23 protein-coding genes are annotated in these 25,461 nt (G+C 39.4%); 8 read left to right on the top strand and 15 right to left on the bottom strand.

The window, feature by feature from the left end:
• Positions 1-10: 10 nt before the first annotated feature.
• The 6 genes from I5M19_RS13670 to I5M19_RS13645 form a co-directional block, all read right to left on the bottom strand.
• Complete coding sequence (locus tag I5M19_RS13670) at positions 11-961, bottom strand: bifunctional riboflavin kinase/FAD synthetase (protein WP_200066891.1); 951 nt, start codon at positions 959-961, stop codon at positions 11-13.
• A 68-nt stretch (positions 962-1,029) separates the two neighbouring features.
• Positions 1,030-1,734 carry a tRNA pseudouridine(55) synthase TruB gene (truB, locus tag I5M19_RS13665; protein ID WP_200066890.1) on the bottom strand — a complete coding sequence of 235 codons (705 nt, stop codon included), beginning with the start codon at positions 1,732-1,734 and terminating at the stop codon, positions 1,030-1,032.
• 33 nt (positions 1,735-1,767) lie between these two features.
• Positions 1,768-2,475 carry a hypothetical protein gene (locus I5M19_RS13660; protein WP_200066889.1) on the bottom strand — a complete coding sequence of 236 codons (708 nt, stop codon included), beginning with the start codon at positions 2,473-2,475 and terminating at the stop codon, positions 1,768-1,770.
• Between the two features lie 30 nt (positions 2,476-2,505).
• Entirely contained in the window at positions 2,506-3,300 is a 795-nt protein-coding gene (locus I5M19_RS13655; RefSeq protein ID WP_200066888.1) for an undecaprenyl-diphosphate phosphatase, read from the bottom strand.
• On the bottom strand, positions 3,297-3,554 hold the full coding sequence (locus I5M19_RS13650) for a DUF3098 domain-containing protein (RefSeq protein WP_200066887.1): 258 nt from the start codon (positions 3,552-3,554) through the stop codon (positions 3,297-3,299). The genes I5M19_RS13655 and I5M19_RS13650 overlap by 4 nt, the downstream gene beginning before the upstream one ends.
• A 40-nt stretch (positions 3,555-3,594) precedes the next feature.
• Positions 3,595-4,473, bottom strand: a complete 879-nt coding sequence (locus I5M19_RS13645; protein ID WP_200066886.1) for a cell division protein FtsX — start codon at positions 4,471-4,473, stop codon at positions 3,595-3,597.
• 228 nt (positions 4,474-4,701) lie between these two features.
• Here I5M19_RS13645 and I5M19_RS13640 point away from each other — a divergent pair, with 228 nt between their 5' ends.
• Positions 4,702-4,950, top strand: coding sequence for a hypothetical protein (locus tag I5M19_RS13640; protein ID WP_200066885.1), 249 nt, complete (start codon positions 4,702-4,704; stop codon positions 4,948-4,950).
• Between the two features lie 5 nt (positions 4,951-4,955).
• Here I5M19_RS13640 and I5M19_RS13635 read toward each other — a convergent pair whose 3' ends face one another.
• Together I5M19_RS13635 and truA are read right to left on the bottom strand one after the other, a co-directional pair.
• Positions 4,956-6,803, bottom strand: a complete 1,848-nt coding sequence (locus tag I5M19_RS13635; protein ID WP_200066884.1) for an ABC transporter ATP-binding protein — start codon at positions 6,801-6,803, stop codon at positions 4,956-4,958.
• 18 nt (positions 6,804-6,821) lie between these two features.
• On the bottom strand, positions 6,822-7,586 hold the full coding sequence (gene truA / locus I5M19_RS13630) for a tRNA pseudouridine(38-40) synthase TruA (protein ID WP_200066883.1): 765 nt from the start codon (positions 7,584-7,586) through the stop codon (positions 6,822-6,824).
• A gap of 82 nt (positions 7,587-7,668) precedes the next feature.
• On the opposite strand from truA, the gene I5M19_RS13625 reads away from it, so the two are divergent.
• Positions 7,669-8,136 (top strand): DUF4293 domain-containing protein, encoded by a 468-nt coding sequence (locus I5M19_RS13625; protein WP_200066882.1) that lies wholly within the window; start codon positions 7,669-7,671, stop codon positions 8,134-8,136.
• On the opposite strand, the gene I5M19_RS13620 is transcribed toward I5M19_RS13625, so the two are convergent.
• The gene (locus tag I5M19_RS13620) at positions 8,133-9,002 is read right to left on the bottom strand and encodes an alpha/beta fold hydrolase (protein ID WP_200066881.1); all 870 of its coding nucleotides are present in this window, start codon (positions 9,000-9,002) and stop codon (positions 8,133-8,135) included. The genes I5M19_RS13625 and I5M19_RS13620 overlap by 4 nt on opposite strands.
• A gap of 168 nt (positions 9,003-9,170) precedes the next feature.
• On the opposite strand from I5M19_RS13620, the gene I5M19_RS13615 reads away from it, so the two are divergent.
• Together I5M19_RS13615 and I5M19_RS13610 are read left to right on the top strand one after the other, a co-directional pair.
• Positions 9,171-10,982: a DEAD/DEAH box helicase gene (locus I5M19_RS13615; protein ID WP_200066880.1), complete on the top strand. Its 1,812-nt coding sequence runs from the start codon at positions 9,171-9,173 to the stop codon at positions 10,980-10,982.
• 172 nt (positions 10,983-11,154) lie between these two features.
• Positions 11,155-13,680 (top strand): FG-GAP-like repeat-containing protein, encoded by a 2,526-nt coding sequence (locus I5M19_RS13610; RefSeq protein ID WP_200066879.1) that lies wholly within the window; start codon positions 11,155-11,157, stop codon positions 13,678-13,680.
• A gap of 2 nt (positions 13,681-13,682) precedes the next feature.
• On the opposite strand, the gene I5M19_RS13605 is transcribed toward I5M19_RS13610, so the two are convergent.
• From I5M19_RS13605 to I5M19_RS13585, 5 genes are all read right to left on the bottom strand, one after another.
• Positions 13,683-14,009 (bottom strand): hypothetical protein, encoded by a 327-nt coding sequence (locus I5M19_RS13605; protein WP_200066878.1) that lies wholly within the window; start codon positions 14,007-14,009, stop codon positions 13,683-13,685.
• A gap of 64 nt (positions 14,010-14,073) precedes the next feature.
• A complete protein-coding gene (locus I5M19_RS13600; protein ID WP_200066877.1) occupies positions 14,074-14,379 on the bottom strand; it encodes a hypothetical protein in 306 nt (101 codons plus the stop codon).
• Positions 14,380-14,413: 34 nt separating this feature from the next.
• Entirely contained in the window at positions 14,414-15,421 is a 1,008-nt protein-coding gene (locus tag I5M19_RS13595; protein WP_200066876.1) for an NAD(P)H-dependent glycerol-3-phosphate dehydrogenase, read from the bottom strand.
• Positions 15,422-15,580: 159 nt separating this feature from the next.
• Complete coding sequence (locus I5M19_RS13590) at positions 15,581-16,918, bottom strand: efflux RND transporter periplasmic adaptor subunit (protein WP_200066875.1); 1,338 nt, start codon at positions 16,916-16,918, stop codon at positions 15,581-15,583.
• A 22-nt stretch (positions 16,919-16,940) separates the two neighbouring features.
• Entirely contained in the window at positions 16,941-18,296 is a 1,356-nt protein-coding gene (locus I5M19_RS13585; RefSeq protein ID WP_235985843.1) for a TolC family protein, read from the bottom strand.
• A 92-nt stretch (positions 18,297-18,388) separates the two neighbouring features.
• On the opposite strand from I5M19_RS13585, the gene I5M19_RS13580 reads away from it, so the two are divergent.
• On the top strand, positions 18,389-19,006 hold the full coding sequence (locus tag I5M19_RS13580) for a polysaccharide deacetylase family protein (RefSeq protein WP_200066873.1): 618 nt from the start codon (positions 18,389-18,391) through the stop codon (positions 19,004-19,006).
• 11 nt (positions 19,007-19,017) lie between these two features.
• Here I5M19_RS13580 and I5M19_RS13575 read toward each other — a convergent pair whose 3' ends face one another.
• A complete protein-coding gene (locus I5M19_RS13575) occupies positions 19,018-21,153 on the bottom strand; it encodes a tetratricopeptide repeat-containing sensor histidine kinase (RefSeq protein ID WP_200066872.1) in 2,136 nt (711 codons plus the stop codon).
• A gap of 173 nt (positions 21,154-21,326) precedes the next feature.
• Here I5M19_RS13575 and I5M19_RS13570 point away from each other — a divergent pair, with 173 nt between their 5' ends.
• The 3 genes from I5M19_RS13570 (at position 21,327) to I5M19_RS13560 (ending at position 25,405) form a co-directional block, all read left to right on the top strand.
• The gene (locus I5M19_RS13570; RefSeq protein ID WP_200066871.1) at positions 21,327-22,517 is read left to right on the top strand and encodes a glycosyltransferase family 87 protein; all 1,191 of its coding nucleotides are present in this window, start codon (positions 21,327-21,329) and stop codon (positions 22,515-22,517) included.
• A gap of 103 nt (positions 22,518-22,620) precedes the next feature.
• Positions 22,621-23,748, top strand: a complete 1,128-nt coding sequence (locus I5M19_RS13565; protein ID WP_200066870.1) for a mechanosensitive ion channel family protein — start codon at positions 22,621-22,623, stop codon at positions 23,746-23,748.
• A 208-nt stretch (positions 23,749-23,956) separates the two neighbouring features.
• A complete protein-coding gene (locus I5M19_RS13560) occupies positions 23,957-25,405 on the top strand; it encodes a circularly permuted type 2 ATP-grasp protein (protein ID WP_200066869.1) in 1,449 nt (482 codons plus the stop codon).
• The last annotated feature ends 56 nt before the right edge of the window (positions 25,406-25,461 follow it).

The raw sequence follows: 25,461 nt of genomic DNA, 5'->3' as shown, positions 1-25,461 counted from the left end.
CGCTAAGCTATCAGGTATTAAATTGCGGGTTATTAATAACCAGCAGGGCCAGCACATCCTCTTTATCTTTAGCTAATTGTACGGTAAGTTCTTCCAGCGATGCAAATTTAATATCATCGCGTACAAAGTGCAAAAACTCCATACGTAGCTGTTGCCCGTATATCTCGCGGTTAAAATCGAATATGTTAACCTCAATGTTACGTGTCATGCCGTTTACCGTAGGCCTGTGACCGATGTACGCCATGCCGGTATATTCCTTATCGTCCAGCTTCACCTTAACAGCGTAGATGCCATCTGCAGGTATCAGCTTATATTTTTCTTCCACCATAAGGTTGGCAGTGGGGTAACCCAGGGTTCTGCCTAACTGGTCGCCGCGTATCACTCTTCCGGTGATAAAGAACGGGTAACCCAGGCATTCATTAGCTATGTTTATTTCGCCTTCCAGCAATGCGCGGCGTATACGGGTAGAACTTATGGCCACGTCGTGTATATCCTGCTCCGGTATCTCCACTACGTCAAAACCATAGTCGGGAGCTAAACGCAGCAGGTCTTCTAAACCACCCAGGCGGTCTTTCCCAAAACGATGGTCGTAGCCTATCACAATGGTTTTTATACCAATTTTATTTACCAGCACATCGCGTATGTAGCCTTCGGCAGTTTGGTTAGAGAAATCGCGGGAGAATGGAGTGATGATGAGATGATCTATTCCCATGCTTTCCAGCAGTTCCGCTTTTTCGGCAATAGTGGTTATCAGTTTAATTTTTTCGTCTTCAGGATTGAGTATCATCCGCGGATGCGGGAAAAAAGTAAGTATAACTGTTTCGCCATCGCCGGTAGCGGCAACTTCTTTTATCCGGGAGATGATTTTACGATGCCCGATGTGTACCCCGTCAAAAGTACCAATGGTGACCACAGCATTTTTTACAGGTGTAAATTCATCAATATGATGATAGATCTTCATAATTACGCAAAAGTAAAGGTACAAAGCATAAACCGAAAGGTTTTAGTTGATTTATGACGTAACAGAAGTTATTGGGGATCTATCGCCTTTAATTCGCGTATTTGGGTAACCAGTTCCATTACTTCATGAGCATCAGCTATGCAGTAGTTACCGCTGCGTGTACGCCTTAAGCGCGACAGGTAGGCCCCACAACCCAATGTTTCGCCAAAATCATGCGCCAGCGAGCGTATATAGGTCCCTTTACTGCAAACCACCCTAAAATCCACTTCAGGCAGCTCAATCCGGGTTATTTCAAACTCGGTGATGGTTACCAACCTGGGGCGGCGTTCCACCTCTTCGCCACGGCGTGCTTTTTCATATAAACGTTCCCCGTCAATCTTTATAGCGGAGTGTGCCGGAGGGTATTGCTGTATATCGCCGATAAAGGGTTCGCAGGCAGCTTTTATCTCGTCGTCGGTTAAGGTAACGGTCTCGAATTTCACCTCGGGTTCACTTTCCAGATCATAAGTGGGGGTGGTTGCACCCAGCGTAAGGGTACCGGTGTATTCCTTTTCTTCCGCCTGAAAGGTATCAATCTGCTTGGTCATTTTCCCGGTGCAGATAATAAGCAGGCCGGTAGCCAGCGGATCAAGCGTACCCGCATGCCCAACCTTCAACTTTAGCGGCTTAAAGGCGTTACGTATTTTGCCTACTACATCAAAGCTCGTCCACTTGTAGGGCTTATTTACCAGCAATAGCTGGCCATCGGCAAAATCCTGAATTAATTTAAACATGAATTAAGTGACAAAAATAAGTTTTAAAACCAATTATTTTTGTGTGATATGATTATACCTGTAGAATTTAATTGTTTTATCGGGAATATTTAGTTTCACAAACCCGCCGCGTATTCCGATGTATGTTTCGTTATTTAGCACAGCAATGGAATTAGGGTATAGAGAATCCCAGAACATCTTTTTAAAAACAGTTTCAATTTTCCCATTTTTAAAAACGTAAAAGTTACTAAAGCTTGCTATCAAAAGTTTATCCTTCAAAACTAAAGATACCTGAGGTGCATCTTCAAGGTTTAATACTTTATCGTATATAAACTTATTCCGCTTCTTTATTAGTTTATATAGGGCTCCGGAATTGAAAGAACCATGAGCAAGTCCTTCAATAAAGTATATTTGATTTTGAAAATTAAGAATTCCAACAATATTTCCTTTCTTTATAGTATCAATCGTGCCGGCTTTTCCTTTATAAAGTAAAGCTCCCCCCCACTCTCCATGATTTAAACCAATCAATTCACCTCCTTCAATATTTAAGAGAACCCGTCCATGCAGTTTATCGTCATCATTTATCTTAAGAACGCCTTCGACAATACTTACTTTAAAGCTTTTTGAAAAATTAAGCTCAGACCACTCCTTACTAAGATATTTTGGTGGATTAGTTTCAACAAAATCATCAAACTTATATTGCTGCGTATAACCGGGTAGTACAAATAGAAAGGATATAATTACCAAAACAAGCTTTCGCATATTACAACCCTTCTAATTGTTCAATACGTTTTATATCACTTGTAAATTATGGCCCGAAAGGTAAAGGATAATTATTACCCCGCCTATTACTATACGGTACCACCCAAACAGCTTAAAGCCTCTGCGCTCTAAAAAGGTTATAAAAGTTTTTATAGCCAGCATAGCCACTATAAAAGCAATAGCATTACCTATAAGCAGGAGTTTAACTTCTTCGCCTGTAAAAACTTGCCCTTCTTTGTAAAAATCGAGCAGTTTTTTGGCGGTAGCTGCAAACATGGTAGGTACGGCTAAAAAAAAGGAAAATTCGGCAGCTGCCTTACGGCTCAGCTTTTGCGACATACCACCTACTATGGTAGCGGCAGAGCGCGATACGCCCGGCACCATAGCCAGGCACTGGAAAAACCCGATCTTAAGGGCGGTAAGGTAATCTACCTTTTTCTCTTCCTTAACAACGGGGTCGTTAAACCATTTATCAACAAATAACAGGATGATACCACCCAGGAAAAGGGTGATACCTACGGTTAAGGCGCTCTCCAATAATTCATCTATCTTTTTACTGAACAATAAGCCGAATACAGCAGCGGGAATAAAAGCTACCAATAACTTGGCATAAAAATCAAGCGATTGCAAAAAGCGTTTATAGTACAACACCACTACCGATAGGATGGCTCCCAACTGTATAGCAATGGTAAACAGCTTAACAAAATCGTTGCTTGCAATACCCATTACGGATGATGCGATGATCATGTGACCGGTTGAAGATACCGGCAAAAACTCTGTGATCCCCTCAATTATAGACAGGATCACTACCTGCCAAATGTTCATGCTTTAGTTGTAGGCTTCTTTAGAATAGCGTAAAATCCGAAAGCAAAACCTGCAAGCACTACAATAGGAGCTATTACAATTTTTGTGGTGCTGTAAATATCGGTAGTGCCGCTCATCAGTACAAAACCGAAGGCTACTATAACAATACTTATAATAAATAAACGATAATTCTCTTTACCGAATACAAACTGCACGGGTGCGGCATCGGTTGGTTGCGGCTTTGTAGCGCGGCTTTTTGTTTGTTGCAGTGCCATTAATCAATAATATTATTTAAAACTGTGATTAGGATAAATGTTACCTGTAAAGGTCGTATATTTTTAAACGTAAAAACTTGTTTACTGCTAAATAGGTACTAAAAGCAGATATAAATATCCCGATGCCAATTACCGCTAAAAATACAATACCAAATTCCGTATAGCTTTGCAGTATCACCAGATCAGGTATTTGCTGGTTGGCTAAATATAAAGTACCTATAAGTATAACAACTGCAATTAAGCCGCCTAACAAGCCGTGCCACATGCCATATAATAAAAATGGCTTGCGTATAAAGTTTTTAGTGGCTCCCACCAACTGCATTGATTTAATAAGAAAACGCTGCGAATAAATAGCCAGCCTTATAGTGTTATTGATAAGCGCTACCGAAAGCACAATAAATATACCTGCAAAGGCTAATATCACTAAGCTTATAGAGGTAAGATTCTGGTTCATTTGGTCAACCAAAGATTGTTGATACTTCACCTCTTTAACAAGCGGGTTCTTTAACAGTTGTGCCTTAAATTTATCTATACCGGCGTTATTGGCGTAATCAGCTTTAAGGTATACATCCAACGATTGCGACAGCGGGTTATATCCCAGGAATTTCACAAAATCTTCACCCAGGTCTTTTTGCAGGTTACGGGCTGCAAGTTCCTTACTTACATACTGGGTTTGCTTTACCATCACATTGGCATCCAGTTGCTTTTGCAATTGCAGCACATCCGTCTCATGGGCAGATTCATCCATAAAAATATTAAGCACAATATTCTCCTTAACATAGCGCGAAAGATTATTGGCATGTACCAGTATCAACCCCAACAACCCTATCATCAATAAAACCATAGCTATACCAAATACGGTTGATATATATATCGCTTTTGTTTTTTTTGCCGACGCACTCGCTTCAAATTCTTCCATTCCGGTTGGTATAATGTATATATGTGTTACGATTAATAAGCCGATACTTGACCGGCACTTACCCAGTTAGTTTGCGAAATTAACAAACCTGCTCTAAAGGTAAAAGTTTATACCTGATAATTAACAATTATTAACGGCTTAGCATCCGTATTATTTAACCTTACAGCAAAAAAAAACGTTGTGCGGTTGCTATATAAACAAATACATAAGGTTGCTGTTTATTACAATATGACAAAGCCTGCAAACTCACACAACAAACCGTCACCTGCGGATACACCAACCGACAGGCCAAATGATGAAGGACATAAAAGCGTAGTAAAAAAAGAAGATAAGATTTATAAAGCTGACGAACCACATACGGGCGACATAGCCAAAAAGCACGAAAAAGAAGAACAGCCCGTACAACCGGTAAAACATGCCCCTTCCAAAGATCAGCCTAAACAATCTGAAGATAAGCGTCGGCTTGAATCTAAGTAGTCCGGTTATGCTTTCGCTATACCTGCCGAATTAAATTGCAGATCGTATAGTTTGCGGTAAAACCCGTCATCTATCCGCAGCAATTCCTGGTGGGTGCCTATTTCTTTTATCTCGCCGTGGTCAAGTACAATTATTTTATCAGCGCTTTGTATGGTTGATAACCTGTGGGCAATTACTATAGCGGTTCTGCCTTCCATCAGTTTATTAATAGCCGTTTGTATCAGCATTTCGGTTTCTGTATCAACCGACGAGGTGGCCTCATCCAAAACAAGTATGGTCGGGTTATAAACCAACGCACGTATAAACGAAATGAGCTGCGCCTGCCCTGCCGATAGTGTAGCGCCACGTTCCATTACGTTATAATCATACCCGCCGGGTAAACGTTCAATAAACTCATGGGCGCCAACATCTTTAGCTGCTTTTATGATTTGCTCACGAGTTATGCCGGGATTATTAAGGGTAATGTTATTAGCGATGGTATCAGTAAACAAAAATACATCCTGAATAACGGTAGCAATTTTTGAACGCAGATAATCAACCTTATAATCACGTATATCAATACCATCAACTGTTACACTCCCTTTACCAATATCATAAAAGCGGTTAAGTATATTTATGGTAGATGATTTACCCGCCCCGGTTGCGCCTACCAGTGCCAGGGTTTCGCCGGGTTTAATATGAAAATTAATATCTTTCAGCACCCAGTTTTCCTCGTTGTAGGCAAACCACACTTTATTGAATACAATGTCGCCGTTTATTTCAGGCGGTGCAAGTTTCCCGGTATCAACCGCTACATCGTCGGTATCCAACACTTTAAATATCCTGTCGGCACCAACCATTCCCATTTGCAGGGTATTAAACTTATCGGCAAGCTGGCGTATAGGTCTGAAAAGCATATTCAGCAACACAATAAAGCTTGTAATAAGTCCGGGAGTAACCCCAGTTGCCGACGCAGACAGGCTGTGCAATTGCTGATCACTAAGAATACGGCGGCAACCGTACCACACCAGTAAGCTTATACAAACAGCGAACAATATCTCTACCACAGGGAAAAATATAGAGTAGTACCAGTTGGACCGGATATTGGCATCTCTATATTTTTTATTTACGGCAACAAACTTTCGCATTTCCTGATCTTCGCGGGCAAAGTTCTGGATGATGCTCATACCGGATATATGCTCCTGCAAAAATGTATTTAACTGGGCCACCTGTGTACGCACTTCCTGGAAGGAAGATTTTATCGCCTCTTTAAATACATAAGTTGATGCCAATAAAAGCGGCATAGGTATAAGCGTTATCAGGGCAAGTTTCCAATCCTGAAAAAGCATATAGCCTATAACCACAAAAACCAGCAACATATCGCCTATAATGGATATAAGACCTTCTGAGAATATATCCGCTATAGTTTCCAGATCTGATACCGTACGGGTTATCAGCATCCCTATAGGAGTACGATCGAAATACCGAAGGCGCAAACTGGTAATATGGTTAAATATATCAATCCGCAGGTCACGTATAACCGATTGCCCCAGGGAGTTGGTCATGTAGGTTTGGTAATACTGCGCACAGGTTTGTATGATAAGCTGTCCTATCATCAGCTCTACCATAAAAACCAAACCGCTGTAATTGTTGGTTAAAATATATTTATCCAGCGTTATTTGTATTAAAATAGGCTGAACAATAGCAATTGCAGCTAAAAAAACTGTCAGGAAAGCCGCAATAATAAAAATAGTACGGTATGGCCTTACATAGTGCATCACCCTGAGCAATAGCTTCCAGTCAAGTGCCTTGCCGGTAACTGTTGTTCCTGAAGCTGGAGTTTTTGAAGTATTATTTTTATTTTCTTTGCTCATTTACTGCAATCAATTCTGTTACGCCAAAGGTATAAGCGAATACGGATACTTTACCTCGGTTAAATATAAACCGCATGCTGCCACACTCATGCCCGCTTTACTGCGGTTTCTGCTGTTTATTATCTCCCGCACATCGTGCACCATAATTTCCTCGCGGCCCACTAATAACAAAGTACCCACAATAGCTCTTACCATATTCCGCAAAAACCGGTCTGCCGATATATAGAATACCATCCCGTATGCAGTGTTTACCCATTCCGCTTTTACAATTTTACAATTATTGGTTTTAACCTGAGTGTTTGATTTACTAAAACAGCTAAAATCTGAATATTCCATGATAATAGCTGCTGCCTCGTTCATCAACTCTATATCAGGTGTATCACGCAGCAGTAAGGAAAATCCGTTTAAAAACGGATCCTTCTGAAAATGGATATGGTATTCGTAAGAACGTAAGGCGGCATCAAACCTGGCATGCGCATCAGCATTCACCGGGATAATATTTTTTATTGCGATATCATGCGGAAGCAGAGCATTTAATCCCTTCTTATCTATTCCCGGAGCGCAGGCATCCAAACCCTCTGCATCAAAGTGGGCAAAATATTCTTTAGCATGTACCCCTGTATCGGTACGACCGCAACCCGTGGTTTCTATCGGTTGCCTTAGTAAGGTAGATAATGCTTTATTGAGTAACTCCTGCACGCTTACTGCATTTTGTTGTACCTGCCAGCCATGATACTGTGTACCATCATAAGCTAATTCAATAAAATACCTTTGAGTTGCCACGTCGCAAAGTTAACATCATTTACGATTTTAGTTTTACCAATTACCATTCTATCTTTGCAATAACTCATAACACAACATAATAATGATTCAGCGCATACAAAGTATATACCTGCTATTTGCCTCTCTGGTGCTTTTCGGTCTGTATGTTTTCCCATTGGTGAACGGTATTTATGTAAACAGCCAACCGGTGAACATAATGGTTACCGGCATTTATCAAAACGTGAACGGGCAGGAAACCCATACAGAAACATTTATAGCATTGGCGGTAGTAACCGGCATAATGGCATTATTGCCATTGGCTATCATTTTTTTTTACAAGAATCGCAAGCAACAAATAGCCTTATGTTATAGCACCATACTGGTATTAATTGGTTATAGCTTTTGGATGGCACAAACTGTTAAAAAAGTAGCAGGTGAAATTACTCTGGAATACCGCAACATGGGCATTGGCCTTTTTCTGACCTCGCTGAGTATCATCCTTATTATATTCGCGGTAAAAGCTATACAACGGGATGAAAAGCTGATAAAATCTGCTGACAGGCTTCGCTAATTAAACCTGGCGTACTTATCTATTTTCCGGTATGGCTGGGTAAAAAAGTCGCCTACTATCTCGTTAAACTGATCTTTTTTGTAAATAGGTGTGGAATGTCCGGAGTTGGGAATTATCCACAGATATGATTTCGGGATAGCCTGCGCTATCTGCACAGTATGTTCTACTCGTATTACATCATGATCGCCGCCTATAACCAATGTTGGGCAGCTTATTTTATGCAGGCTTTCCAGTTTAATATGCGGCTCGAAGGATAACAGGTGCAATAGCTTTACCTGATTACGCATCCCGGCAGTCGGGTTCTTTATCTTTTTCATGGTATCTGCAGCTATCATATTCTGCTTCATCACCATGGTGTATATAAACGGATCAACGGCGGTACTATCCGGCCAGAGGTTAGCGCCAGTAACAGCAAGTTTTTTCACCTTATCCGGATGGTTAATGGCTAATAGCAACCCTTCTATACCGCCGTCGCTCCAGCCTATCACATTCACATTTTTCAGATTCAGATGATCTAATAAGGCATTGAGATCATCGCTCATCATCTCGTAGCTAATACTATCCTGACCATCAACTGATTTACCTTGTGCACGGCTATCGGCAAGTATTACCTGATAATTTTTAGCAAAATAAGGTATTTGGTACAAAAAATTATTAATAGATCCGCCATTACCGTGAATAATGAGCATAGGCTCACCCTTACCATATACTTCGTAATACATTTTAAAGCCGCGTATATCTGCATATTTACCAACGGCAGCGTTACGCCCATATAAGGTGGTATCAAAAGGTGATTTTTGGGAATAACAGAATCCGGATATTAAACAGAACAACGGTATTAATAATGAGTTTTTTATGATTTTCATATTTAGGATTTTAATATTTTAAATATATACATTTTTCAACTTAACCTATTGATTTTGATAATTTTAGGTCTTATCATTTTAAAAGAAATCACACTGTTTGATTTTTAAAATATTAACCGTACCTTTGCAGCCGATTTGGCGATGTAGCCAAATATGTTATTTTAAATCATGAACCCATTTATTGAACTGGGAATCCGTCATGATATTGTTAATGCCATTACTGAGTTAGGATTTGAAAATCCTACCCCAATCCAGGAGCAGTCAATCCCGGTATTGTTAACAGGCAGCAACGATTTTGTCGGATTAGCCCAAACCGGGACCGGTAAAACAGCTGCTTTTGGACTGCCGTTATTAGAACTGATCAATTTCGAAGAAAATTATCCTCAGGCGCTTGTTTTATGCCCCACTCGTGAACTTTGTTTACAAATCACGAACGACATTAAAAATTACGCCAAAAACATGAACAGTGTACACGTTGTAGCTGTTTATGGTGGTGCAAGTATTTCCGATCAGTTACGCCAGATAAAACGAGGCGTACAGATTGTAGTTGCTACGCCTGGCCGTATGTTGGATATTATTAACCGCAAAGCGATAGATTTTTCGCAGGTGAAATATGTAGTATTAGATGAAGCTGATGAAATGCTCAACATGGGCTTTCAGGAAGATATTGACAGCATATTATCTACTACTCCCGAAAACAAAAAAACCTGGTTGTTTTCAGCAACCATGCCATCAGAGGTAAGAAGGATCGCGAAAAAATATATGACCGATCCCCATGAACTTACCATGGGCGAAAAAAATACCGGTAACGAGAACATAGACCATGAGTATTATGTTGTACGTGCCCGTGATAAATATGCCGCGTTTAAACGTATAGTGGATTTTAACCCTGAGATTTTTGGTATCGTATTTTGCCGTACTAAAATAGAAACCCAGGATATAGCTGAAGCGCTTATTAAAGACGGCTATAATGCCGACTCGCTACACGGCGACCTTTCGCAACAACAACGCGATAAGGTAATGAAACGCTACCGCGACCGCAGCCTGCAATTATTAATTGCTACTGATGTTGCCGCACGTGGTATTGATGTTAATGATGTAACTCACGTTATTAATTACTCATTACCGGACGAGATAGAGAACTACACTCACCGTAGCGGCCGTACCGCACGTGCAGGTAAAACAGGGGTATCTATCGCTATCATCAACAGTAAGGAATTAGGTAAAATACGCCAGATAGAACGTGTAATTGGTAAAAAGTTTGTAAAAGCTGAAATACCTACAGGTTTTGACGTTTGTGAAAAACAACTGTTTGCGCTGGTACACAAGGTACATAATGTACAGGTGAACGAGCAGCAAATCGAGCAATACCTGCCACGTATTATAGATGAATTTAAAGAGTTGAGCAAAGAGGAGATCATTAAACGCTTTGCCTCATTAGAGTTCAACAGCTTTTTAGAATATTATAAAAACGCACCTGATCTTAACGCATCTGTAGATGAAAATCGCAGAGATGGCGGAGAACGCTTTGGCCGCGACGGGATGAAATCGGAGTACACCCGTCTGTTCATCAACTTAGGGTCAGTTGACGAATTTAACCGCGGCGATCTGCTGGGTTACATTTGTAACAACACCAAAATTAGCGGCCGTACAGTTGGTAAAATTGATGTAAAAGGCGTTTACTCGTTTTTTGAAGTGCAAAATGCAGATGTTGAGCAGGTAATGAACGGCTTTAAGGAAGTTGATTTTAAAGGCCGTAACGTAAGGATAGAAATATCCGGCGAAGGTACCAGCAGCACACGCCGCAGTGGCGGTGGTGGCGGCTACAACAAACGTGAAGGCGGTGGTTACAATCGCGAAAGAAGCGGCAACAGGCGCGAAGGTGGTTATAACCGGGAAAAAAGTAATTCTGGTGGCGGTTTTCGTGATTTTTCGGGAAAGCGTCGCGAAGAAAGGCCAGAACGCCGCAGAAGATTTTAATATTAGTTAGTTAGTTTTCATAGGAGCTTCACTTACGAAGCAATAATTAGTTTTAGTTTAGTTTTGTTTACAAAGCCTCTCATTTGCGCTGCATCTGGGAGGTTTTTGTTTTATTAAACTTTAGTTTAAATGATAAGTATTTTACCTAAATTGAAAACTAATATATAATAACTTGAACAAACTAATATTTTATATATTAATAATTACTGCGAATATCTTTTTTTCAGTATCTACAATATTTGCCCAGGCTCCGGTTATAAGTTCATTTACACCGGCAAATGGCAGGGTGGGAACAATAGTTACTATTACCGGCACCAACTTTAATACAGATATAAATAATAACATTGTTTTTTTTGGTGCAACACGTTCCAAAATAATATCTGCAAGCAGTAATTCACTAGTTGTTCAGGTACCAATAGGAGCCACCTTCCAGCCTATATCAATACTAAATACCGACAATCATTTAACAGGGTATTCCAGCTATCCGTTCAACGTAACGTTTGCTTCAAAAGGCGCTATATCAGCGTTATATTTTAACGCCCGTGTAAATTTCCCTACTGGCGAGGGTCCCGCATCAATAGGTATAAGCGATTTGGACGGCGATGGTAAACCCGATATGGTAGTTGCCAACAGAACATCCGGCTCTATATCCATATATCGTAACACCGCAACAAGCGGAGCAATAGATAGGTCTTCGTTTGCGCCGAGTTTCAATCTCGCTACCAACTCTTTTCCTAATTATATTGAGATTAATGATGTGGATGGCGATGGAAAGCCTGACATTTTGGTGGCTAATAATACCGATAACAACATCTCTGTATTCAAAAATATAGCTATAGCTAATGTATTAAATGCCGGATCGTTTAAACAAAAAGTTGATATAGCAACTACCTCATACCCCTATGTTGTTAAAACAGGCGATATTGACAACGATGGCAAACCTGATATCGCTGTAACCTATGCTACGGGCAATGTAAACCTCTCTTTATTAAAAAACACAGGTACATCAGGCACCATCACTACCTCATCATTTACATCGCCGCTCGATATATCTAACGGCAACGGATATTTTAGCGTATGTATCACCGATTTGAATAACAATGGTAAAAGCGACCTTGTTCTTACAGATTTTTTAAACAATACGGTTTCTGTTTTTAATAACATTACTACTCAGGGGAGTATAACCGCATCATCATTCGAAAAAAAAGTGAGTTATCCTACTGCGCCAACCCCTTTGGTCGTTAATACCGCAGATATAGATGGTGACGGAAAAAATGATCTGGTTATATCAAATCTGGGTGATTCATTTGGCCCCGGAACAGTAGGTAATTTTTATTTATCAGTACTATTAAACAACACTACACGTGGAGTTATTACCTCCACGTCATTTAGCGCTAATAAAAATTTTAATACCGGAAACATACCACAAGCTTCTACAATTGGTGATTTAGATGGAGATGGACGTATAGACGCTGTAACAACGGATTATGGTGATAATACGGTCTCTGTTTTTCATAATATTTCATCACCAGGCAGAGCGCAGTTTGATTCAAGAATTATTTTAGCCTCAGAGATAAACCCTCAAAATGTAAAGATTGCTGATATAGATGGCGATGGCATTCCGGATTTGTTAATTGCCAACAACGAAAGCAACACTATATCGATTTACAGAAACAATGCCTCAAACAAGCAATCGATAAATTTCCCACCCTTACAGTCAGTGGTGTATGGTTCAGGTGATTTTAATGCCGGGGCGGTAAGTAATAATCCCGCAAACCCCATTATCTATACAAGCAGTAATACAAATATAGCTACCATTGTTAATGGCCATATTCATATTACCGGCGCGGGCACAACTACTATTACCGCAACACAGGCAGGTGGAACAGATTATGACCCGGCCACTCCTGTTAGTCAAACTTTGGTGGTAACAAGGGCTCTTTTACAAATAAAAGCTGATGATAAAACACGCGAATATAAGCAAGCCAATCCTACGTTTACCACTACCTATAGCGGATTGGTAAATGGTGATAACGAGCAAGTAATAATAGTAAGTTTTGCGCTGAGTACTACAGCCGATGAGAATAGCGTTCCGGGGAAATATCCCATTACTTTTACGGGCGATGCAAGTACCGCCAATTATACAATTACTTACCTAAGCGGTACTCTGACGATAGGTAAAATAAGCCAGAGCATTGTATTTACACCACTCGAAGAAAAAAACATAGATGATAATGATTTTGAATTAACGGCCTCAGCAAGTTCAGGATTACCAATTAATTTTACCACCAGTGACCCAAGTATAGCCAGTATAACCAATGGTATTGTCCATCTACTTCGTCCCGGTGTTGTAACTATCACCGCCCGACAATCAGGTAACGAATATTATAAGGCAGCATCAGCTACACAAGAATTAAGAATAGGATATGCTTCGGTCACTCTATATTCTAATACTATTACACCTAACGGGGATGGCATAAATGACACCTGGATTATTACCGGTCTGGAACATGATCTATCAGCTACTGTGACGATTTTTAACCGTTATGGCACACAAATTTTTCAAACCCGGGGGTATGCTAATCCGTTTAATGGCACTTATAATGGCAAAAAATTACCTGCAGGGATATATTATTATGTTATCTCTTTTGAGGGGAATAAACCAAGTTTATCGGGAAGCTTAACAATAGTATACTGATATTATTTTTCAAAAGCGATGGATACCGAATCAGGGAAAAGTAAATTCAGGTGATGATCATCCAGCTTCTCTATAACAAACTTAGTATAGGGCTGGTTACCTTCAAATGAGGTGAAAATAGTGTCGCCTTTTATAAAATAATCTTCGGGAACGGGCGAATCACTTTCAAGCGCAAACTGCTTAGCAGTTATTTTTAAGGTGGTTTCACCATCTGATGAGCGCCATGTACCTTGAAGCATTTTATTGGATGCCCCTCCTTTACTGCAAGCGGTTGCTAACATGGCGGTGATAAGAACAACAAATGTAATAGTATGTATAAATATTTTCATATAGGGGTAGCATTAAAAACGTCTGCTTCACCGAAGCAGACGCTGTAATTTACTTATTTATTTTTTAGGGTTTATCTATCAGCTCTGATTTTTTCAAATAAACCCGGTGTCCCTTTTTATTGATATAATAATAAGCGGAATTTTTATCAATGTAGATAGTTTCGCCGTTAGGGCCGGCTTTACCATCGTACTTTTTATCAACTATTGAAGCCGCGCCTTTAGCAGCTACTTCAGATGTTTTATGCCCTACCTTTTTGGCGGTTTTCCCTATTTTATGAGTAATGGTAGAGTCTTTATGGGTTTGAGCGTAGCCATGCGACGCAGCAAACAATCCAGCGGCAAACATTGCGGTTTTAAATAAACGTTTCATGGGGGCAGATTTTAATTTGTTAACAATTATATTGTCAACTCAATTTCTCTGCCAGTTTACGCATTTCAATAACTGGTGTTGCTTTTTTATATAAAATCGCATAAACAGCTTCGCATATGGGCATATACACCCCATACTGTTTGTTCACCTGGTGTAGACAATTTACTGCAAAATACCCTTCGGCTATCATATTCATTTCCAACTGCGCCGACTTTACCGTATACCCCTTACCTACCATATTACCAAAAGTGCGGTTACGGCTGAATTGGGAGTATGCAGTTACCAGCAGATCGCCCAGATAGGCGGATTCTTTTATATCACGGTCAATGGGATGCACAGCAGCCACAAAACGTTCCAGTTCGCGTATGGCGTTAGATATCAATACCGACTGGAAGTTATCGCCATAACCTACACCGTGGCAAATACCGCTGGCAATGGCGTATACGTTTTTCAGTACCGCCCCATACTCCGTACCGTAAATATCATCGGAGATAATGGTTTTTATGTAGCGTGTATTTATCATACCTGCAAATTCGGCTGCCAATGTCATATCCTGCGATGCTATAGTAAGGTAGGATAATTTCTCCAGTGCAACCTCCTCAGCGTGGCAGGGCCCGCTAATTACCATAAAATCAGTAAAAGGTATATTATAATGCTGATTTAAAAATTCGCCTATTATTAAATTCTCATCAGGTACTATACCCTTTATGGCTGATACTATTTTTTTTCCCTTCAGATCTTCGGCGGTTATGGTTTGCAATGCCTCCTTTAAAAAAGCGGCGGGTACGTTTAAAAGTACAAAATTTGCTTTTTTAAGAAGTATCTTAAGGTCTGAAGATATATTGCCCGCCGAAACCCTTATTTCTACCGAACTTAAATAATTAGGATTATGTCTAAAGGTTTTAATGTGCTCAACGGCCTGCTCATTCCGCATCCACCAAAAAAGTTCTTTCTCAATGGTGTTATCGGTAAGCATTTTTATATTGGCTGTAGCCCAGCTTCCGCCACCTACTACTACGATCTTATTTTTTTGCTCAAGCATTAATGATAAATGTACTGCCGGATAATTGGTTTTACCGGGGGAGCACAAATTAATAAAATATTATGCATAAAACCGCAAATTACCTAAAGTACAAAGCCGGAGTAAAAGTTGTGATACTTTACGCTCCGGCTTAGCCAGTATATTTTAATTTGTTATCTATTAATTATTTTTAGCGTCGCCGTTAAAAAGCTTGCTTTTATCAACCTTTTCTACCTGCATACCATCCCTAAGTGTTTTTGATATGGCAGCAAACGGAGCAGACACCACATCCTCGCCTTGCTTAATACCCGATTTTACCTGTATGTAGGTATCATCCTGTATACCGGTGGTCACTTCAATCTGCTTTACTTTATTTCCTTGCAAAACAAAAGCATACTCTTTAGGTAACGTCGAGTTAGCTACGCTTTTTTTATCGTCATCAGTTCCTGTTGTAGCAGCTGGCTTTTTCTCATCACGGGTGGTTACCGATTGTATCGGGATAGAAAGTGCTTTTACATGATTGGTTTGTATATCAACAGTTGCGGTTAATCCCGGACGGAACGGTGAATGATTTTCGGCATTTTTCTTTAACAGATCAGTATATGATTTTGCGGTGATACGCACTTTAACCGTAAAGTTAGTTACCTGATCGGCATTAGTACCAACTACATTCGCCGAACTACCTATTTCTATAACCTTGCCTGTAAATTTTTTCCCTAAAAAGGCATCAATTTCAATCAAAGCCGGATTACCTATACCAATACGGTTGATATCATTCTCATTTACATCAACATTAACATCCATATTATCCAGGTCAGAGATGGTCATGATCTCGGTGCCGGCAAATTGCTGTGTACCTAATACACGCTCGCCCTGTTCAATGGACAGTTTAGATACCACACCATCTATCGGTGAGTAAATAGTTGTTTTGGCCAGATTATCCTGCGCTTCTTTTACAGATGCCGCAGCTTGCTCTAATCCGTATTGTGATCCTATTACGTTTTGCTTTGCAGCTTCTAAAGATGCCTTGGAGCTCTCGTAATTGGCCTTAGCCTGATCATACTCTGAAACAGTCAGCACTTTTTTATCATAAAGTTCTTTGCTTCTTTTGTAAGCGGCAGCCTGGTTGGTAAATGCAGCTTCGGCTTGTTTAAGCATTTGTTTAGAGTTACCAACACTTGCTTTTTGGGTATTGTATGAGGCAACTGCACGCTCATACCCTGATTTTAAGATATCCGGACGGATCTTACACAGCACCTGGCCCTTTTTAACTACATCACCTTCTTTTATAGGCAAATCAACCACCTCACCGGAAACTTCCGGACTGATGTTCACCTCTACGTGCGGTTTAATTTTTCCGCTGGCGGATACAGTTTCATTAATATCACGCACTTCGGCTTTTTCTACCGCTACTTGCGTAATTTTAGGTTTACCAATTATGCCGGTAGCTTTAGCAATAAGCAATAATACTATTAATGCTCCAAGGCCAATCAATATATATTTAGTAGTTTTTCCCATGATGTTTCAGGATTTTTAATTTTTAAAGGGTTATAGGATTTCCGAGATAATAATCAATTACTTTGCTTCTGAATACCAGCTCATACTTGGCCTGTATCAGGTTGAATTCAGAAGTATTCAAATTAGTTAACGAAGTGTTGTAATCCAGCGAGTTTACCAACCCTACGTTGTATCGTTGTTCAATTACGTTAAAGGCTTCTTTGTTTGCCTGGTATGTTTGCAGGGTACTTTGATATTTTTTATTGGCGGCCCGTACATCATACACCGCCTGTATAATTACTTTACTTAAATTATCCTCGGCAAGCTGAGTGCTCACCTTAGCATTTTCATAATTTATTTTTGCCTTACGTACCGCTGTGCGCGCACTAAAGCGATTAAATATGGGTATTTGAACTGATAATCCTATCGATTGATTAAAGTTGTCATTCAATTGTGTGAAAAAAGGATATTTACCGCCTCCCAATAAGGTTCGCGCATCAGAAAAGTTTGAACCGGCTGAACCAAACAATACTATACTTGGGAAATAAGATCCCCGGGCAATTTTAATATTCTGAGCAAAGGATTCTTCTCTTGTTTTGGCCAGTAACACATCCGGATTAATACCAAGTGCAGTATTCAAAACACTTTGTTCATCGTACAATGTTTTAACATCAGTAAGTTTACTAATATCCGGTTTTTCTACCTTAATATCGGTAAGCGGATTCATTTCCATATATTGCTTTAACACTAATACGGAAAGATCTAACTGGTTTTGGGCATTGGTTAAATTCAATTCAGCGGTTGATTGCTGTGCTTTGGCCTGTGCAAGATCTGCCAATGTTTGGTTGCCCACATCATAACTTTTTTGAGCACGGTCAAGCGCTATTTTTGATATATCTATCTGCTGCTTTGCCGCAGTAACCAGATCCTGATTAGTTAAAATGCTCAAATATTGCGTTACCACGCTTAATATCAAATCATTCTTAATCTTAGCAGTATTACTTTTATCTACATCCAATAAAATACGATTTTCAATCACTTGGTTACGTAATTGCCCCCCTTGAAACAAAGATACCTGTGCACTAACATTACCGCTTACCCCAACAATACGCTGATTAACGAACTGATTAGTAGAAGGGTCAATACTACGTCCAAAATTAACTGATGCCTGTGGTCCGGCACTTACGCTCGGAAGCATATTATATTTTGATTGCTTGTAATCTTCGGTACTTAAGGCCTCATTAAATTTTGCCTGCTTTATGGTTAAATTATTCTCGAGGGTAAGGTCGATAGCTTTTTGCAAAGTAATAAGCTCCTGTGCATTCGCTGTTAAATTAACAACCGAAAATAATATTAGGCAAGCAATGGTTACTTTTGTTGTGGATAATTTTAGTTTCATAATTAGTGGCATACAATGGTAAGTAACTGATATTTACTTTGCAAGCTTTAAAATTTTTTAATAAAAATGCAACATATTAACTTGTTTAGCGAATGTACCTGGTAAAAACCCCATGGCTGCTTAAAAAGCTTTATCCCGGTTTAATTTGGGATGGCCCGCCAAACACCCGCTGTATATATTTAACTTTTGACGACGGCCCTATACCTATTGTTACACCTTTTGTGCTAAATATTTTAAAACAGTATAATGCAAAGGCTACTTTTTTTTGCATTGGCGATAATATTACCAAACATCCGGACATTTTTACACAGGTAAAAAACGAAGGACATGCTATAGGGAACCATACCTTTAACCATTTAAAAGGCTGGGATACTGATAACAATACCTATCTGCAAAATTTTTTAAAAGCTGATGATCTAACTCAATCACCGCTTTTCCGTCCTCCATATGGTCGTATAAAAAAAGCACAGATAAAGCTATTGAAACAAGCCCGTCCGCAGCTTAAAATAATTATGTGGAACGTATTAAGCGGCGACTTTGACACGCATTTAACTCCTGACGCCTGCCTGAAAAATGTTATAAAACATACCCGCGAAGGCTCAATAGTAGTTTTTCATGACAGCCTTAAGGCTTATCCCCGCTTGCTATATACGCTGCCTTTGGCGTTAGACTATTGGAGCAAAAAGGGTTATAGCTTTTACACTTTGTAGCACACAAAAAATTATCCTTCAATTAATTGCTGTTTACTAACAGGCAGTGCAATACAAAAAGTAGTTCCTTTATCACGGTTAGTATCGAACCATATATCCCCGTTATTCTGAGTTACCATATCTTTACAGAGTATTAACCCTAAATGATTTCCCTTTTCGCCCTGTGTGCCGGTACTTAAGCTATGCTCTAAACTGAAAAGTTTTTCTCTGTCACCCTGGCTTATTCCAGGCCCGGTATCATGTATAGCTATAATCACTTTTCCCTCGTCAGTATGCGACTCAAATTTTATTTCATCACCAGGATTACAAAACTTAACACTATTAGAGAAAAGATTCCGTACAACCAGGTTTATCATATCCTTATCTGCGTGCACCATAGCGGGTGGAATGATGTGGTTAGTTACTTTAAGTCCCTTCATAATTATTTTACTCTCAAACAGGCGTATATTTTCCGCAACACACTCATTTACATCAAAATCAACCGGATTTATTTTAATACCTTCTAATTGATTTTTTGACCATTCTAACAAGTTATCTAAAAAATTGCCGGTAGAAATTATAGTATCTTCCAGTTTAGCGAGCAACATACTGAATTCGCTTTTATCAACTACCCCTTCCCGGTAAACACTGAACAAACTCTGGAGGTTACTTATAGGGCTGCGCAAGTCATGCGAAATGATAGAAAAGAACTTATTTTTCACTCCATTTAAATGTTCCAACTCAATGTTTTGCGAATGCGTAAGCTCCATCTGTGTGGTAACTTCTTCGTTAAGTGTTTGCAGCTCTTTGTTTATTGTTGTAATTTCTTCTTTTTGCTTTTGTAAAACTTTATTAGCAGCCTGCTTATCCATATTACGCCTGTATTGTATTAACAGTAGTAAAATAACTGAGCAAAGTGTGATAAATACAATCACCAGTAAATTGGCGTACTGATTTAAATGGGTAAGATAATTACTGTTTTCGGTGCTGATAACCTTATTATCTTTAGCAAGCTCGGCATTCTCGGCCCGCATCCGGCTTATCTCGGTCAGCGTGATATCATTTAATATCTTCTCAGTTGAAATACTATCCTGGGTGGCTATATATTCCGACTGATATTGAAACGCCTTAGCAATATTATTTTCACCTTTGTAAACAGCTATTAAACGGTTAAGCCCCGCTGACTCCATTATTTTGGATTTGATCTCTCTACCTATGGCTAAACATTCATTTGCGGCAACTTTAGCTTTGTTATAATCATGTAATGCTATATATACCTTAGCTATTTCATCTAAGGTAGCACCCTGTTCATATGCCTGTTTAAGCTCCCGGGTAGCACTTAAGGCGATATTAAAGTTTGTTAAAGCTTTATCGTATTGTTTCTGATTGTAATAGGCCAATCCAATTGCCCGTCTCACCAATGCAATGCCGGGTCTGTCATCAAGCTGCTGGCGTATAGTAAGACTTTTAGTAAGATAAGTAAGCGCCTTTTTATTCTGGCCCATTGCCTGATAGCTATTTCCTAAAGTATAAAGGGCATATCCTATGCCGGCAGTGTCTTTATTTGCAGTTGCATTAGCCAGGCACTGGGCAAAATAGCTTTCGGCAAGTTTATATTGATTAAGGTCGAAATATAAAGAACCAATATTGGTAAGCGTTTGGTTTATACCCCGGGCGTAATCTATTTTTTTAAAAATATTTAGTGCTTGTAAATAATTTTTAATTGATTCCTGTTTAGAGTCTAACCGATCATAAGCGTATCCTATGTTCGATAAACTCCGCGCCATTCCCAATTCATAATTAATCTTTTCAGCGCGGTTATAGGCAATAATAAAATAATAAAGCGCGCTATCTGCCTTGCTGCGCAAACCGTACGATACGCCCATATTGATATAAGCATCAGCGACAGCTTCATGGTTATTAAGCTTTTCAGCTAAATTTTTATATACATTAGCATAGTAAAATTTCTTTTCAGGATCTACAGAAGAATAAGCCAGTGATAATTGTTTCAATACAGTAAGCCGCACGGTATCTTCCAAAGGCTGCTTAAGCCTCTGCTGTAACTCATTTACTTTTGCAAGCTGCGCATAACATGGGGTTACTATAAATAACAGCAACCAGTAACACTTTTTTATTGCCCGCTTAATAAGTATATGTAGATAAGGCATATTCAGTAATTAATTAGGTAGATTAAAATAACATGTGCTTGATAATGGCATTGACTGATATTATTTTAACACGTTAAATATAGCAATTCACTTAATAGTTAAAGATATTCCTGAAAACAAAAAACTTCCGGGCCTTAATAAATTGTTAATTTATTACTTTTATCGCGATCATCATGGCAAAAAAATTCCTATTCCTTACGGGGCACCAATGGGTATGTTTACTATACATAGCAGTAGCTGTGTTTTGCTGGCAGTTAAAATATTTCAGACATATAGATAATAACTACCTCATCTTTCGTGATTCATATTACCACATGAAAGCGAATGTTAACTTGTATCTGTTTTACCCCAAAGAATACTATGATGTATACATATACGGCCCTGCCTTTACGCTTTTTATAGCGCCATTTGCAATTTTGCCCGAGGGCCCCGGCTTCCTATTGTGGGAGCTTGCCAATGCTGCTGCGTTTTTAGCGGCAATCAACCTGCTTCCGTTCACCAACCGGATCAAAACACTTATACTGCTTTTTTGTGTAATTGAATTTGCCAATTCATCACACTACATGCAATTCAATCCAATTATTGCTGCGTTAATAATACTTAGCTTCCTGATGGTAAAAAAAGGTAAAGAAGAATATGCCACCTTATTTATTGTTTTTGGCGCATTAATGAAAATTTACCCCATAGTTGGCCTGGCCTTTTTTGTTTTTTCAAAGAACAAATTAAAATTCATTAGCTGGAGTGCGGTGTGGCTGGTGATCATTCTTTGTCTTCCGGCAATAATTTCAGGCCCTTCTTTTTTAGTGCAATCTTATCACGACTGGTTCGCGGCATTAACTATCAAAAATGTAAACAATCAAAGCCTTACCACCGGGCAGGATATGTGTATCATGGGTGTAGTAAGACGCTTAGCGCAAAACAGCACTGTACCTAACTGGCCATTTTTGATTTGGGGCGCTATATTATTCGCCATTCCATTACTTCGTTTTAAGCAGTATGCTTCATTTAAATTCACTATACAAATACTTTGCTCTGTATTGTTAATGGTAGTGATTTTCAGCACAGCATCTGAGCATCCAACCTTTATTATAGCGGTAGCAGGCGCCGTTATCTATATCATGATGCAAAAACGCCCTTTCACTCCTTTCCACATTTTTATACTGGTTTTACTACTGATAATAACCGGACTGGGGCCAACAGATGCATTCCCACGGCCTGCACGGGTATTAATGCAAAATTATGCCGTAAAGGCCTGGCCGTGTATAATTATCTGGTTTAAAATAGCATTCGAACTGATATTTAAAGACTTTGCAGGAGAGGGTATAACAGACATCCAAGCCGACAGATCGACCTTGTTAGTCTGACTTTTATTTTTCTGTTTTTTCATTATTATAATGATTTTCATAAAAAAATATAAAATTTTCAACATTTATTATCAAATAATGTTATGATAATTAAGAGATAAATATGAAAAACATAATTGAAAGTTGGGCAGGTAAGATAAACCCGCTTGTATGGAATTTAATAATTATTGTAATAGCCGTAATAGTAGGGTTTATTTTAAAAGCCATTATTAAAGGGATACTTAAGCTTTATAAAAAAACCGAAGACTATTCCCTGTTCCGGAGTGCCATTATCCACCTCGGGCGGCCAATGAACCACTTTGTACCGCTGTTGGTGCTTAACATGATGGTGCCGCTAATGGACCTGAGCAAAAAAAACTACGCCTTGTTCGACAAACTGGTTGGTATAGCACTAATTATTTCGCTGGCAGCATTACTCATTAAAGCAATAAACGTATTTGAAGATTATATTTATCATACTTACGACCTTAATAAAGATGATAACCTTAAAGAGCGTAAAATAAGGACACAGTTACAGTTCATCAGAAAAATATTGGCCACGGTAATTATATTTATTGCAATTGCGGTGATACTGCTCAGTTTTGATAACGTACGCCGCATTGGTGCCGGGCTGCTTACGGGGGTAGGTGTAGGCGGAATTATCATTGGTTTTGCTGCACAAAAATCGTTGTCAAACTTTTTAGCCGGCTTTCAGATAGCATTTACACAGCCCATACGTATTGACGATGTATTAGTTGTTGAAGGTGAATGGGGACGGGTGGAAGATATCACATTAACTTACGTTGTTTTGAGTATATGGGACCAGCGACGGCTGATATTGCCGATTAACTATTTTTTAGAAAAGCCTTTTCAGAACTGGACACGAATATCATCGGAAATATTAGGAACCGTTTTTTTATATATGGATTATAATATCCCGCTTGATGCCTTGCGTAAGGAGTTTGACAGACTGATGGAAGCCTCCGACCTTTGGGATAGGCGTGTTAAAATTATTCAGGTAACTGATGCTAAAGAAACCACTGTTGAATTGCGCGCATTGGTTAGTGCAAGTACTTCCGGGAAAGCATTCGATCTGCGATGTTATATCCGTGAAAACCTGATCACTTTTATTCGCGATAATTATCCCGACAGTCTGCCGGTTAGCCGGGTATTACTGAAAAACCCGCCGGAGGTAAAATCTCAAAACAACCGGGAAGTTGACCAAATAGCCGAAAAATCATTAGAGCGGTGAATAAATTTTATCTGTTTTATAGGCTTGCTTTGCTCATTTTTTTAAAATAAAGCCTAAAACATACTATGTATAGTAAAAATAAAATTTACATAATGTAAAAATTACATTATGACATTGTTTTTTTTCATAATTTACAAAAAATTAATGCCTTTACGCATTAAATAATCTATTCAGGTTCTTTTTTTAGGCAAATCCGTGAAAGTTTTTTATGTACAACTTACAACATTTTGAAAAATACAGTAAAATAAGTGGCGTATGGGACGAAATGTATAACGAAGACAGTACAATTCGGGCACATTATGAAAAAGTTATTGAATACCTGTCCAAAGAATCGCCGGATGACCTGAGCAAAAAAGAGGATCTCGCTAAACGGCTGTTTATGACACAGGGCATAACCTTTACTGTTTATAACAGCGGTGAGGGGATAGAAAAGATATTTCCTTTCGACATCATCCCCCGCATCATTACTTCGGCAGAATGGGCATTTGTAGAAAAAGGGATCAAACAACGGCTAACCGCACTTAACTTATTCCTTAAGGATATTTATCATAATCAGTTCATTATAAAAGACGGTATTGTCCCGATAGATATCATTTACTCCTGCCCGCATTTTTTACGGGAAATGTACCAGTTAAATGTACCATATGATATTTATGTACATATCGCCGGTATCGACCTTATACGTGATAACGACGGAACCTTTTACGTTTTGGAGGATAACCTGCGAACACCATCTGGTGTAAGTTATATGCTTGAAAACCGAGAAATTACCAAAAGGCTTTTTCCTGATCTGATACCTAATTGCGGAGTACGCAGTGTAATTGAGTATCCTTCCATATTGTATAAAAATTTGATGTCGTTATCGCCGAGGCAAATAAGCAACCCTACCATTGTGTTATTAAGTCCGGGCATTTACAATTCGGCGTATTTTGAGCACACCACATTAGCCCGTTTAATGGGAGTGGAATTGGTAGAGGGGCGCGACCTGGTGGTGAGCAATCACATAGTTTACATGAAAACCACTACCGGGCTGCAACAGGTTGATGTAATATACCGCCGGGTTGATGACGAGTTTTTGGATCCGCTGGTGTTTAACCCTTCCAGCATTTTAGGGGTTGCAGGCATTATGGGGGCTTACCGAAAAGGTAACGTAGCTATTGTGAACGCCATAGGTAACGGCGTTGCTGATGATAAGGCAACTTATATTTATGTACCTGACATGATAAGGTATTACCTAAATGAGGAACCTTTGCTAAAGAACGTACCTACCCATCGACTGTCAAACAAGGATGAACGTGAGTATGTTTTCGCAAATATTGATAAAATGGTTGTTAAAAAAACCAATGAGAGCGGCGGATACGGCATGCTGATGGGCCACGCCGCATCGGAAAAAGAAATAGAAGATTACAAACGTGAAATATTAAAAGATCCCCGGAATTTCATAGCGCAGCCTACTATAAGTCTGTCTGCCGCGCCATGCTATATACAGGGTTCATTACAACCAAGGCGAATTGATCTGCGCCCTTATGCGCTTTGCGGTCCTGACGGTATTGAGATAGTGCCGGGTGGTTTAACGCGTGTTGCCCTAAAAGAGGGCTCGCTTGTTGTAAACAGCTCACAAGGTGGTGGAAGCAAAGATACATGGGTGCTCAGTTAACCATACATGCCTAAAGGGCTATAATTTATTAAGATAATGCAAATAGTAGTTCAAAC

The organism is Mucilaginibacter segetis, from assembly GCF_016522075.1.
Classification (GTDB): domain Bacteria; phylum Bacteroidota; class Bacteroidia; order Sphingobacteriales; family Sphingobacteriaceae; genus Mucilaginibacter; species Mucilaginibacter segetis.
This window is presented reverse-complemented; position numbering and strand designations above follow the sequence as displayed.